Origin of the sequence: uncultured Jatrophihabitans sp. (assembly GCF_964246335.1) — a bacterium.
In the GTDB taxonomy this organism is placed as follows: domain Bacteria; phylum Actinomycetota; class Actinomycetes; order Mycobacteriales; family Jatrophihabitantaceae; genus Jatrophihabitans.
The window spans coordinates 40,656-52,658 of sequence record NZ_CAXTQF010000020.1; the positions used below are offsets into that span (position 1 = coordinate 40,656).

At 70.4% G+C, this 12,003-nt stretch carries 16 protein-coding genes; 13 read left to right on the plus strand and 3 right to left on the minus strand.

Annotated features, from left to right (window positions below; all coding sequences use genetic code 11):
- Nucleotides 1-48: 48 nt before the first annotated feature.
- The 5 genes from ACFFCN_RS08215 to ACFFCN_RS08235 are packed head-to-tail and all read left to right on the plus strand — an operon-like array spanning nucleotide 49 to nucleotide 4,217.
- The gene (locus ACFFCN_RS08215) at nucleotides 49-1,314 is read left to right on the plus strand and encodes a MurT ligase domain-containing protein (protein ID WP_375490654.1); all 1,266 of its coding nucleotides are present in this window, start codon (nucleotides 49-51) and stop codon (nucleotides 1,312-1,314) included.
- A complete protein-coding gene (locus tag ACFFCN_RS08220) occupies nucleotides 1,311-2,030 on the plus strand; it encodes a type 1 glutamine amidotransferase (protein ID WP_375490655.1) in 720 nt (239 codons plus the stop codon). Before ACFFCN_RS08215 ends, ACFFCN_RS08220 begins: the two co-directional genes overlap by 4 nt.
- A gap of 17 nt (nucleotides 2,031-2,047) precedes the next feature.
- A complete protein-coding gene (locus ACFFCN_RS08225; protein ID WP_375490656.1) occupies nucleotides 2,048-2,707 on the plus strand; it encodes a hypothetical protein in 660 nt (219 codons plus the stop codon).
- A 57-nt stretch (nucleotides 2,708-2,764) separates the two neighbouring features.
- Complete coding sequence (locus ACFFCN_RS08230; protein ID WP_375490671.1) at nucleotides 2,765-3,301, plus strand: peptidylprolyl isomerase; 537 nt, start codon at nucleotides 2,765-2,767, stop codon at nucleotides 3,299-3,301.
- 31 nt (nucleotides 3,302-3,332) lie between these two features.
- Nucleotides 3,333-4,217 (plus strand): rhomboid family intramembrane serine protease, encoded by an 885-nt coding sequence (locus ACFFCN_RS08235; protein WP_375490657.1) that lies wholly within the window; start codon nucleotides 3,333-3,335, stop codon nucleotides 4,215-4,217.
- 10 nt (nucleotides 4,218-4,227) lie between these two features.
- On the opposite strand, the gene ACFFCN_RS08240 is transcribed toward ACFFCN_RS08235, so the two are convergent.
- Both ACFFCN_RS08240 and ACFFCN_RS08245 read right to left on the minus strand, forming a co-directional pair.
- The gene (locus ACFFCN_RS08240; protein ID WP_375490658.1) at nucleotides 4,228-4,659 is read right to left on the minus strand and encodes a PH domain-containing protein; all 432 of its coding nucleotides are present in this window, start codon (nucleotides 4,657-4,659) and stop codon (nucleotides 4,228-4,230) included.
- A gap of 69 nt (nucleotides 4,660-4,728) precedes the next feature.
- A complete protein-coding gene (locus tag ACFFCN_RS08245) occupies nucleotides 4,729-5,004 on the minus strand; it encodes a cell division protein CrgA (RefSeq protein WP_375490659.1) in 276 nt (91 codons plus the stop codon).
- A 215-nt stretch (nucleotides 5,005-5,219) separates the two neighbouring features.
- Here ACFFCN_RS08245 and ACFFCN_RS08250 point away from each other — a divergent pair, with 215 nt between their 5' ends.
- From ACFFCN_RS08250 to ACFFCN_RS08270, 5 genes are read left to right on the plus strand one after another with little or no spacing between them, the layout of a single operon-like run.
- The gene (locus ACFFCN_RS08250; RefSeq protein WP_375490660.1) at nucleotides 5,220-5,918 is read left to right on the plus strand and encodes a DUF881 domain-containing protein; all 699 of its coding nucleotides are present in this window, start codon (nucleotides 5,220-5,222) and stop codon (nucleotides 5,916-5,918) included.
- Between the two features lie 17 nt (nucleotides 5,919-5,935).
- Complete coding sequence (locus ACFFCN_RS08255) at nucleotides 5,936-6,778, plus strand: class E sortase (RefSeq protein WP_375490661.1); 843 nt, start codon at nucleotides 5,936-5,938, stop codon at nucleotides 6,776-6,778.
- Nucleotides 6,778-6,939: a hypothetical protein gene (locus ACFFCN_RS08260; RefSeq protein ID WP_375490662.1), complete on the plus strand. Its 162-nt coding sequence runs from the start codon at nucleotides 6,778-6,780 to the stop codon at nucleotides 6,937-6,939. The genes ACFFCN_RS08255 and ACFFCN_RS08260 overlap by 1 nt, the downstream gene beginning before the upstream one ends.
- Nucleotides 6,936-7,592, plus strand: coding sequence for an aminodeoxychorismate/anthranilate synthase component II (locus ACFFCN_RS08265; protein WP_375490663.1), 657 nt, complete (start codon nucleotides 6,936-6,938; stop codon nucleotides 7,590-7,592). The genes ACFFCN_RS08260 and ACFFCN_RS08265 overlap by 4 nt, the downstream gene beginning before the upstream one ends.
- 15 nt (nucleotides 7,593-7,607) lie before the next feature.
- Nucleotides 7,608-8,213 carry a dihydrofolate reductase family protein gene (locus tag ACFFCN_RS08270; RefSeq protein ID WP_375490664.1) on the plus strand — a complete coding sequence of 202 codons (606 nt, stop codon included), beginning with the start codon at nucleotides 7,608-7,610 and terminating at the stop codon, nucleotides 8,211-8,213.
- 100 nt (nucleotides 8,214-8,313) lie between these two features.
- Here the strand turns inward: ACFFCN_RS08270 and ACFFCN_RS08275 are convergent, their stop codons facing one another.
- Entirely contained in the window at nucleotides 8,314-8,880 is a 567-nt protein-coding gene (locus ACFFCN_RS08275) for an HhH-GPD-type base excision DNA repair protein (protein WP_375490665.1), read from the minus strand.
- Nucleotides 8,881-8,986: 106 nt separating this feature from the next.
- Here ACFFCN_RS08275 and ACFFCN_RS08280 point away from each other — a divergent pair, with 106 nt between their 5' ends.
- From ACFFCN_RS08280 to ACFFCN_RS08290, 3 genes are read left to right on the plus strand one after another with little or no spacing between them, the layout of a single operon-like run.
- Nucleotides 8,987-10,462 carry a cryptochrome/photolyase family protein gene (locus ACFFCN_RS08280; protein ID WP_375490666.1) on the plus strand — a complete coding sequence of 492 codons (1,476 nt, stop codon included), beginning with the start codon at nucleotides 8,987-8,989 and terminating at the stop codon, nucleotides 10,460-10,462.
- 35 nt (nucleotides 10,463-10,497) lie between these two features.
- Nucleotides 10,498-11,397, plus strand: a complete 900-nt coding sequence (locus tag ACFFCN_RS08285; RefSeq protein ID WP_375490667.1) for an alpha/beta hydrolase — start codon at nucleotides 10,498-10,500, stop codon at nucleotides 11,395-11,397.
- Complete coding sequence (locus ACFFCN_RS08290; protein ID WP_375490668.1) at nucleotides 11,390-11,890, plus strand: hypothetical protein; 501 nt, start codon at nucleotides 11,390-11,392, stop codon at nucleotides 11,888-11,890. Before ACFFCN_RS08285 ends, ACFFCN_RS08290 begins: the two co-directional genes overlap by 8 nt.
- The last annotated feature ends 113 nt before the right edge of the window (nucleotides 11,891-12,003 follow it).

Consider the following 12,003-nt stretch of genomic DNA (forward strand, 5'->3'; position numbering starts at 1 on the left):
CGCTGCAAGCGCGGGGGCCGAGTGCTCTTGTCGACTAAATTCGACGCCATGAACGTGCTCGCCGTGTGGCTTGGCAAGGTGACCTTGCTGGGGCTGCGGCTCATCGGCCGCCGCGGCAACGCGTTGCCGGGTCTCGTCGTGGAGAAAGTCTTTCCCCGCTACCTCGCCCGCGCACTCGCGACACTGCCCGACGGCGTCGTCGTCGTCACCGGTACGAACGGCAAGACCACGACGACGAAGATGGTCGCGACCATGCTCGGCGGCACCCGGCGCGTGCTGACCAACGACACCGGCTCGAACTTCGTCCGCGGCGCGATCACCGCGACCGTGGAGCACGCGTCGTGGTCGGGCCGGTTGCCTTTCGACGTCGCGGTGTTCGAACTCGACGAGGCGTGGGCGGTGCGCTTCGTCGAGCGCGTCGCGCCCACGCACGCCTTGCTGCTGAACGTGATGCGCGACCAGCTCGACCGCTTTGGTGAGATCGACACGACGGCCCGGCTGCTCGGCAAGGTGGCCGCCGCCACCACCCGCGAGGTCGTGCTGAATCGCGACGACCCGCGGGTGGCCGCGCTCGCGGACAGCACCTCGGCGCAGGTCGCGTACTACGGCGTGGCGCCGGAGCTGCGCGAGCTGTTCCCCAACGACGAAGAGCTCTACGGCGGCCCGGTGCACGTGTCCGAGCTGCCCGCGGCCGCGCAGCTGCAGGTACTTCCCGGCCCGGGACGCCCGGCGCTGACGATGCGACTCGGCACCGACGGCGACCGCGACATCGTGCTGCGCGCCGAAGGACCGCACAACGCGCAGAATGCGTGCGGCGCCGCGGCACTCGGCTTGGCGTTCGGGCTGTCCAGCGACGAGATCGCGGCGCGCCTCGCCGAGGTCGCACCCGCGTTCGGGCGCGGCCAGAGCTTCGACGTCGACGGCCGGCGGGTGACCCTGCAGCTCGTGAAAAACCCTGCCGGGTTCCGGCAGACGCTGCGCACGCTGGAACTCGAGCAGCCTGCCGCTGTCGTCGTCGCGATCAACGACGACTATGCCGACGGCCGCGACGTGTCGTGGCTGTGGGACGTGCAGTTCGGCGCGCTTCGCGACCTGCCGGCACGGCGCTCGACGTCCGGCACCCGTGCAGCGGACATGGCCGTGCGGCTGCGTTACGACGACGTCGACGTGCAGCAGATCGAACCGGATCTCGAGAAGAGCGTGCGAGCCGCTGTGCGCGCCGTCGACGCCGACGCTCGCGTGGTCGTGTTCAGCACCTACACGGCGATGTGGGCGTTGCACGCAACCTTGCAACGCATCGGTCACGCTGCATGACGCGCGAACTCGTGCTCGTGCATCTGTATCCGCGCGAGATGAACATCTACGGCGACACCGGCAATGTGCTGGTGCTGCGCAAGCGGTTGCAGTGGCGAGGCCTGCCGGTGCGCGTCGAAGCGGTGAGCGTCGGGGACCGGTTGCCGGACGACGCCGACATCCTGCTCGGCGGCGGCGGTCAGGACGCCGCGCAGGGCGAGATCGGCGCAGACTTCGTGTCGCGTGGGGAGCAGCTGCGGGCACTCGCCGACGACGGCGTCGTCATGCTCGCCATCTGCGGCAGCTTCCAGATGCTCGGGCACGAGTTCGTCACCCACGACGGCGTGCGCATCGCCGGCGTGGGCGTGTTGGACGTCGTCACCCGCGGACAGGAGCAACGACTGATCGGCAACAACCATGTGGACACGCCCGACTGGGGGCGCCTCGTCGGGTACGAGAACCACAGCGGCCTGACCACGCTCGGTGCGGCCGCCGTGCCGCTCGGCCGCAGCCAGCACGGACGCGGCAACAACGGCACCGACGGCACCGAGGGCGCGGTGCGCGACAACGTCTTCGGCACCTATCTGCATGGCCCGGTGCTCGCCAAGAGCCCACGCTTCGCCGACGAGCTGCTGCGCCGCGCGTACGCCCGGCGCGGCGATGCCGTCGAGCTCGAACCGTTGGACGACACGCTGCCCGAGCAGGCCGCGCGCGTCGCCGTCGGGCGCCCGCGGTGAGCCCGCGTGGTGTGCTCGTGATCGTTGCCGCCGCGGTGTCCCTGGTCGGCTGCACCGCGAGCAGGTCCGCGCCGCGCGACCCGACGCCGTCCACGCGCACCGTCACCGGCACCCGCACGCTGACTCAGCCACCGTCCGGCGCGTCGTTCACGCCCGCACCGGCGGCGACGGTCGCCCCGCTGCCCGGTGGCGGCAAGGCGCCGAAGGGCGAGAAGTTCGCGCACTGCCCGTACATCCGGGCCGGCCTGAACGAGGACCGCAGCGGGAGCGGCGCAAATATCGCCGACATCGAGGGCGATCGGGTGGGCCGGACGACCGTGCTGACGGGTTACCGCCCGGTCGGCTGCCGCTTCTACTTCGCCTATTCCTACGGCAACACCCGGCACGAGGCGGTGGCCGACATCCTGCCGACGACGTTCCCGACCGCGGCCGCGGCGCACAACGCTCTGGTGCGCACCGCGCAGGCCGGCCGCCCGGGCAGCCAGCAGAGTGCCCCGCGCTTCGCGCCGGGGGCCGACGGCGTCTCATACCAGACGAAGTTCTTCGGGCCGGACGGGAATCGCGACTGGGCCTTCGCCTTCGCGAAGGGCACCGTGCTGGTCGTCGTCCACACGCAGCAGAACGACTCGGAGATCAACGCACGGAACATCGGGACGGCGATAGCCGGGAAATTCTGACCGACAGCCGCGCGTGGCAGGATGAATGGTCTTGTCTTCGACGTCCGGGAGTTCTTCTTGTCCGCTCCAGCCCCGACCCAGATCGCCACGCTGCACACCTCGGCCGGCGACATCCGCGTCCAGCTCTACGCCAACCACGCGCCCAAGACGGTCAAGAACTTCGTCGACCTCGCGACCGGTGCCCGTGAATGGACCCATCCGGGCACCCGCACCAAGACCAGCGACCCGCTCTACGACGGCACGGTCTTCCACCGCGTCATCGACGGGTTCATGGTCCAGGGCGGCGATCCGCTCGGCGAGGGTTACGGCGGCCCCGGTTACCAGTTCGACGACGAGTTCCACCCGGAGCTGTCCTTCGACCGCCCGTACCTGCTCGCGATGGCGAATTCCGGGCCGGGTACCAACGGATCGCAGTTCTTCATCACGGTCGGTCCGACGCCGCACCTGAACCGCAAGCACTCGATCTTCGGTGAGGTGGCCGACGCCGACAGCCGCGCCGTGGTCGACCGCATCGCCACCACCAAGACCGACCGGCGGGACAAGCCCGTCGAGCCGATCACGATCGAGTCGGTCACCGTCGAGCCTGCCGCGTAGCCCGCGGCAAGACCTGCGCAGGAGCGACGTCATGACGCAGCCGGCCGGGCCGAGTGCGCAGCTCGACGCGCGCTGCTACCGGCACCCGCAGCGCGAGGCGTTGGTGCGCTGCGTGCGCTGCGACCGGCCGATCTGCCCGGACTGCATGCGTCCCGCGTCGGTCGGTTTCCAGTGCCCGGACGACGTCCGGCAGGGCGCGCGGACGATTCGCGCGCAGCGCACGAGCGTCGGCGCCCGGCTGAGGTCGTCACCGCCGTACGTGACGATCACGCTCGTCGTGCTGAACGTCGTTGCGTACGTCTACACCGGGCTCAAGTCGCCGGGCGGCATCAACAACCCGGGGGCGTCGCGGGACCCGTCGGCGCTGTTCACGAAATGGCAGCTCGTCCCGGAGTTCGTGCACGACGGGCATGACTACTACGAGCTGCTCACCTCGGCGTTCCTGCACGTCAGCCTGCTGCACATAGCGTCCAACATGCTGGCGCTGGCGTTCGTCGGCCCGGCCATCGAGTCGGTGCTCGGGCGATGGCGATTCGCGGTCAGCTACCTGCTCGCCGCGCTCGGCGGCGGCGCCGCGGTCTACGCGTTCGGCAACGCGTTCGGTCCCACCGTCGGCGCATCAGGTGCCATCTTCGGGTTGTTCGGGGTGGCTCTCGTGCTCGCCCGCAAGATCGGGCTCGACCTGCAGTGGCTCGTCGGCATCATCGCGCTGAACTTCATCATCACGTTCTCCGTCGCCGACATCTCCAAACTCGGGCACATCGGCGGGTTTGTCACCGGGTTGCTGTGCGGCCTGGCGCTGGGCGGACTGCCCACGGTGCGCAAGCGGGTGCCGACCGGGGTGCAGATCGGCGGACTCGTGGGCGTCGCGGTGCTGATCGCCGTGGTCGTCGTGGTGCGCACGGCAACCTGGTGAGTTCTGCCGCTCAGCGACCCGGCGGCGGCCGGAACCGGGCCAGCACGTGCTCGACCTCGACCGGGTCGGCACCGAGGGCGCGGCGGCTGAGGACTGCCAGCACCGGGCCGGCATCGATCTCCAGTGTGGTGCTGCGGATGCCCAGCCGGATCCGCGAGTCGGTGCGCACGGCGTCGATCTGCGGCCAGCTCAGCTGCGCACGCGTGAACGGCGAACGGATGGCCACGCCGTCGCGGTCCACGACCAGCCGTGGCGTGAAGACGAGGTCGGCGGCGACGTAGGAGCCGAGCACGACGGCCGCGAGGGCGGCGAGCAGCCGGCCGGGTGCGTCGTTGCCGAGCAGGCAGGCCAGCAGTGCCGCCGCCACCCCGACGGCGGCGAGCGCGGTATATCGGCGGTCCGGGGTGAATCGGACCCGGGCTGGTTCGAAGGATTCGTCCACAGGCTTCTCCCCAGCTGGGGACGAACTACAGGCGTGTAATCACAGGCGTGGAAAACGGTGTGGACGAGCTCAGCGCCATCGGACGGCCATGATCAGGCCGAGCAGCATGACGCCGAAGCCGACGGCGAAGTTCCACGCGCCGAGGCTTGCCATCACGGGGATGTGCGGCGAGGTGCCGCTCGAGGTCAAGTAGTAGACGATCATGTATGCGAGGCCGAGCACGAGCACGACAACCATGACGATCGGGTACCAGGACGGGCTCGGCGACAGCGCACGGGCGCTCGGGGTGGCCGTCTGCGGGCGCAGCGGCGCGTCGGGCTTCTTGCGGACCTTGGACTTGGGCACTGTCTCTCCTGGCGTTGCGCGCCCGTCGGGTGGCGTACACGCGGCCGGTGATGGCGGTGGCCGCGGTGTCGGGCGCTCTGCTCGTCACCGGATAGCGTAGACGGCGCAACCTGGCAGGGCAGCTGAGAGGCGGCGCAATCGTGGCCGGGACTCCGACAGGGACGGCGTCAGCGCCGGCCGCACCGACGAGCCGCCGCCGCCGCACCGTCTGGCGGGTGCTCGTTCCGGTGGTGTGCCTGGTCGCCGGAGTCGGCTTCGCGACCAGCGCCGCGGACTCGCGCGGTACCGAGCTGCGCGCGCCGGGCACGTCCTCCCTCGTCGACACCGTGCGGCACGCCGAGGCACGGGTGCACGACGCGGACGCCCAGGTGCGTGCGCTGCAGCGTCGGGTGACCGCCGCGCAGCGCCGTGCCGGAGCGGACAACACCGGGGTCGCGGGCGCACAGGCGGCCAACGGCCCACTGCGCGCGCAGGCCGGGCTGAGCGCGCTGCACGGCCCCGGACTCGAGGTCGTCCTCGACGACTCGCCGGACAAGAACGCCACCGACCCCAGCGAGCTGAACCAACTGGTGGTGCACCAGTCCGACCTGCAGGCCGTGGTCAACGCACTGTGGGCCGGCGGTGCGGAAGCCATGTCCATCGCCGGGCAACGCGTGATCGCGACCTCGGCCGTACGGTGTGTCGGAAACACCTTGCTGCTCAACGGCGAGGTGTACTCACCGCCCTTTCGGGTTGCTGCGATCGGTCCGTCAGCGACAATGCAGGACAGGCTCGCTGCGTCACCCGGGGTGAAGCTGTTCCGGGAGGCCGCGAGCTACTACGGCCTCGTGTACACGGTGGACACCCGCTCGCGCATCGATGTGCCGGCGTACACGGGGCAGGTGGGCCTGAACTATGCACGTGCGACGAAGTGAGGGAGGGGTCGGCCGACATGACCGGGACGATCGCCGACGCGCCGCCGGCCGCGCAACCACCGCGGCAGCCGATGAGCACCGGCGACAAGGTGCGTTTCGCGCTGCGCGGCATCGGCCAGACGCTCATCACGCTCGGGCTGATAGTGCTGCTGTTCGTCGTGTACGAGGTGTGGATCACGAACATCTTCTCCGACCACGACAACAAGCGCATCGCCTCGAAGCTGCGTACCGAGTGGAAGCAGGGCGAGAATCCGCTGCTGCCGTTGCCCGGCAGTGCCCGCAGCGCGATCAAGGTCGGCACCGGCATCGCGGAGATCTACATGCCCCGGCTCGGGCAGCATTACCACTTCGCGATCGTGCAGGGCACGTCGCAGGACTCCTTGGCGCTCGGTCCGGGGCATTACACCGGCACGCCGTTGCCCGGCGCGGTGGGCAACTTCGCGGTGGCCGGGCACCGGGTGGGCAAGGGCGAGCCGTTCCTCAACATCGACCAGCTCCGCTCGGGCGACCCGGTGATCATCGAGACCAAGACCGACTGGTTCGTCTACCGCGTACTCGGCAATCAGGCCGGCGGCGACCCGCAGCACGAGCACCAGTCGGTCGCGGTGGCCGGCGGCAAGACGGCGTCGCTGCCCGGCCGCGAGATCGTCGACCCCAGTAACGGTGGTCCGCTGCTGCCGGTGCCCGATCACACCGGCGTGGGGGCGGCGGCAAGGCTGATGACGATGACCACCTGCCATCCCAAGTTCACCGCGGCGCGGCGCATGATCGTCTACTCGATGCTGCAGACCCGGCTCCCGAGCACGGGATCGACGATGCCGCCGGCGATCAGCAAGTTGTTCGACGCGGAGGGCTCCTGATGTACGTGTGGATCTGGCGGCACCTGCCCGGCCCGGTTGCCGTGCGCGTCCTGCAGGCGCTCGTGCTGGTTGCCGCGGTGGCGGCCCTGCTGCTGTTCGTGGTCTTCCCGTGGATCGAGCCGCACCTGCCGATCAGTCAGGTCACGGTGCCGCACAAGTGACCCGGGTTCTGGTCGTCGACAACTACGACAGCTTCGTCTACAACCTCGTCCAGTACCTCGGACAGCTTGGCGCGCAGGTGGTGGTGCGGCGCAACGACGCGGTGACACCGGCGGAGTTGACCGACCTCGACGTCGACGGGGTGCTCATCTCGCCCGGCCCGGGTGCGCCCGAGGACGCGGGGGCGTCCATGGCGTTCGTGTCGGCGTGCGCCGAGCGGGCGACGCCGCTGCTCGGGGTGTGCCTCGGCCACCAGGCCATCGGCGCGGTCTACGGCGCGCCGGTGGTTCGCGCGCCGGAGCTGCTGCACGGCAAGACGTCGACCGTCGTGCACGACGGTGTCGGCGTGCTGGCCGGGCTGCCGTCGCCGTTCACCGCGACCCGCTACCACTCGTTGGCAGTGCCGGAGGACGAGCTGGCGTCCGAGATCGTCGTCACCGGCCGGACGCCGACGGGCATCGTGATGGCGCTGCGGCACCGCACGTTGCCGATCGAGGGCGTGCAGTTCCACCCGGAGTCGGTGCTGACCGAGGGCGGGCACCGCATGATCGCCAACTGGCTGCGCAGCTGTGGCGCCGACGTCGACGCCGCGCTCGTCGAGCGGCTCGGCGCGCAGATGCAGGTCATGCGCTCGGCCGCGTTCGCCGTCACCTGAATGCGGAGGTTCGTCGTGCCGGACACCACGTGCCACATGTCGATATCGCTGGACGGCTTCGTCGCCGGGCCGGACCAGAGCATGGACGACCCACTGGGCAAACGCGGCAAGGAGCTGCACGGCTGGCACATCGGCGACCCGCGGGCCACCGACGCCGACCGGACCGCGACCGGCTGGTTGATGCGCCCCCGGGGCGCGTACGTGATGGGGCGCAACATGTTCGGACCCATCCGCGGGGAGTGGGACACGGACTGGTCCGGCTGGTGGGGTCCCGAACCGCCGTATCACGCGCCGGTATTCGTGCTGACCCACCACGCTCACGACCCGATCGAGCTGGACGGCGGGACGACCTTCCACTTCGTCACCGACGGCTTCGACGCGGCCTACGCCGCGGCGTGTGAGACCGCCGGAGACGGCGGCGTGGACATCGCCGGGGGCGCGTCGACTGTCCGACAGGCACTGCGGGCCGGGGTGATCGACGAGCTCACGCTCGACATCGCACCGGTACTGCTCGGCTCGGGCGAGCGGATGTTCGACGGGCTCGAGTCCTTCGACTTCGAACCGGTCGAGGTCCTGCACTCGCCGCTGACCACCCACGTCCGCTACCGCCGGACCAATTGACGCCTCGCGTCTGAGCGGAACGTCCTCCTACCCAGCTGTGGTCGCGATCTGCGTCGCCGGCACGACCGAGCAAGCACTGACAGCCCGGCAGAGCGTGGGCTCACGCCTTGGCCTTGGCCGCCGCCTTCATCTGCTGCTTGTACTGACGTACCGCCGCGCGCGAGTCCTGGTCGACGACGTCGGCGATGGAACGGTGCGCGCCGTCCACCCCGTAGTCGCCGGCCGCTTCGCGCCAGCCGGGCGGCCGCACGCCGTACTGCTTGCCCAGCAGTGCAGTGAAGATCTTGGCCTTCTGCGCGCCGAAACCGGGAAGCGCCGCGATGCGCGCGACCAGCTCGTCGCCGTCCCGCGCGCCGTTCCACATCGCCGCGGCGTCGCCGTCGTAGCGCTCGACCAAGCGTGCGGCCAGCTCCTGCACCCGCTTGGCCATCGCCGCCGGGAAGCGGTGCAGCGCAGGAGGTTCGCGGAACACCGCCTCCAGTGCGTCTGCGTCGTAGTCGGCGATGATGCGCGCGTCGAGCGTCCCGCCGAGCCGCTCGCGAAGAACGGCCGGCGACGTGAACGCCTTCTCCATCGGGATCTGCTGGTCGAGCAGCATGCCGATCAGCAGCGCCAGCGGTTCTTGCTCGAGCAGGCGGTTCGCGTCGTCGGTGGTCGCGAGGTACATGCGGGTGATCCTGGCACGTTCGGTTTGCACCTGGAACCGTCGGTAACCGCGGTTCCCGCCGGCGCGATAGCGACGCTGACAGGTGCAAACCGGGTAGGTCCGAGGCATGGACCGACGGTGGATCTTCGGCGATCAGCTCGGCCCGCACTTCACCGACGATGCCGATCAACCGGTGCTGCTCGTCGAGTCGCGCGCGGTGTTCCGGCGGCGGCGATTCCACCGGCAAAAGGCACATCTGATCCTGTCCGCCATGCGACACCGCGCCGCCGAACTCGGCGAGCGGTGCCGCTACGTCGAGTCCGACACCTACGCCGAGGTCGTCGACCACACTCGCGACAGGTTGTCCGTGTGCCACCCGACCTCGCACACCGCGCTGGACTTCGTCCGCGGCCGCGAGCGCGTCGAGCTGCTCGACGCCCGGGGCTATGCGACGTCGATGGCCGATTTCCGGGCGTGGACCGACGCGCGCAACGGCAAGCGGCTGTTGATGGAGGACTTCTACCGCGAGGCGCGGCGTCGCCTGGACGTACTCATGGACGGCACCGACCCGGCCGGCGGCAAGTGGAACTTCGACCACGAGAACCGGGAGCCACCGCCCAAGCAGCCGACGCTCGGCATCGACGAGCCGTGGTGGCCGGCCGAAGACGAGATCGACGAGCAGGTGCGCCACGACCTCGACAGGTGGGAGCGCGACGGCGACGTCGCGTTCCTCGGCGAGGACGGGCCGCGCCGGTTCGCCGCGACGCGCACCGAGGCGCTGCACGCGCTGCGCGATTTCGTCGAGCACCGGCTGCCGAACTTCGGCCGGCACGAGGACGCGATGCTGCGCACCGACTCGTGGATGGCGCACTCGCTGCTGTCGGCGCCGATGAATCTCGGGCTGCTCGATCCCGTGGAGGTCGTGCACCGCGCCGAAGAGGCGTACCGCGCAAGTAACGCGCCGATCTCGTCGGTCGAGGGTTTCACCCGGCAGGTGATCGGCTGGCGCGACTACGTGTGGCACCTGTATTGGCAGCAGCCGCGCAACTATCGCAGTCGCAACGAACTGGGCGCGACGACGAACCTGCCGAAGTGGTTCGCCGAGCTCGACCACGAGCACGTCGACGCCGCGTGCCTGTCCGACGTGTTGCGCGATGTCGCCCGGCACGGCTGGGTGCACCACATCCCGCGGCTGATGGTGCTCGGCAACTACGCGATGCAGCACGGCTGGCGCCCGGCGCAGGTCACCGACTGGTTCCACCGGGCGTTCGTCGACGGCTACGACTGGGTCATGGTGCCCAACGTCGTCGGCATGAGCCAGTACGCCGACGGCGGGGTGATGGCCACCAAGCCGTATGCCGGCGGCGGCGCGTACATCGACCGGATGAGTGACTACTGCGGCGAGTGCGTCTACAACCCCAAGGTGCGCGTCGGTGACGACGCGTGCCCGTTCACCGCCGGGTACTGGGCGTTCCTGCACCGCAACCGGGACAAGCTCGCCGGCAATCAGCGCATCGCCCAACCGCTGCACGGCCTGGACCGGCTCAAGGATCTCGACGCGCTGCTCGAGCAGGAAAGCACGCGCGGCTCGCGAGCGCCGTAACCTGCTCCACGTCAGGCTCGCGGCGGAGGGACGTCATGGAGACCATCTCGTTCGACAGTCACGGCACGCGGTGCGAGGCGTGGTACCTGACGGCGCAGTCCGACGAGCTGACCACCGCCCGCGGCCGGCCGTGCGTGGTGATGGCGCACGGTTTCGGCGCGACGCGCGATTGCGGGCTGCTGCCGTTCGCCGAGCGGTTCGCCGCGGTCGGCACGGACGTGCTCGTGTTCGACTACCGCGGCTTCGGCACGTCCGACGGCGCGCTGCGCCAGGACGTCGACCACCGCAAGCACCGGCAGGACTACCACGCCGCGATCGCCGCGGCGCGGGCGCGCAAGGGCGTCGATCCGACCCGCATCGCCATCTGGGGCAGCTCGTACTCCGGTGGCCACGTCATCGCTGTCGCGGCGCAGGACCAGTCGATCCGCGCGCTGGTCAGCCAGGGCGCCGCGATGGACGGGCTGGCCGCGCTGTTCGGCGTGCAGCAGAGCGGTGGCACGGGCAAGACCGCAGCGATGACGGCGGCCGCAGTGCGCGACGTCGCCGCTGCCGCGCGCCGCCGCGCCCCGGTGACCGTGCCGATCGTGGGCGACCCCGACTCGGCCGCGGTGATCTCCGCGCCGGGCGCCACCAAGGGCTACGGCGCGATCGCCGGCGCGACCTTCCGCAACGAGATGTGCGCGCGTGGCATCCTGCGCATCCCGGCGAACCGACCGGTGCGGATGGCCGCGCGAGTCAGCTGCCCGGCGTTCGTCGTGGTCGCCGAGCAGGACAACATCGCGCCGGTGAAGTCCGTGCACGAGGTCATCGCCAAGCTCGGCGACAAGGCGCAGGTGCTGTCGTTCCCGTGCAGCCACTTCGACATCTACGTCGGTGACGTGTTCGAGAAGTCGGTCGGCGAGCAGGCCGACTTCCTGAGGCGGACCCTTGCGTGAGCTCGCGCCGGCTGCCGCGTTGTTGCTCGTGGGCGCCGCGCTGTCGGCGTGCACGTACTCCGGGTCGACCGCGCACGCGTCGACCCACCCGCCGTCCGCAGCTGCGTCGAGCTCGGGCAGCGTGTCGTCGTCGGCCAGCTCGTCGCCGTCCAACTCCCCGCCGGAGACTACGGCACCGCCCAGGCTGCAGGTGCTCAATTGCGGCGGCCAGCGGGTGACGAGCAGCCCCACGCTGCTCTATCTCACCTGCGGCGACGGCACGGAGTCGGTGCAGGGCATCCGGTGGACGTCGTTCGGCGGCGCGAGCGCGCACGGCGCGGGCACGCTGCATCAGCGCAGTTGCACGCCGAACTGCGCGAGCGGCAAGGACAGCACCACGCCGGCGCAGGTGACGCTGTCCGGCGTCACGAACCACGCCGGCCGGCGCATCTACGCACGATTGCTGGTCGAGGCGGCCGGCCGCCAGCCGATGACGCTGCGCCTGCCCGGCTGACCCCAGACATGCGCCTTCCCACCCGGGATGGTCGCGATTCCGCCGCGGGGAGCGACCATCCCGGGTGGGAAGGCGCAATGGGATGGGACGGGACGGGCGGGGTCAGCGCAGCG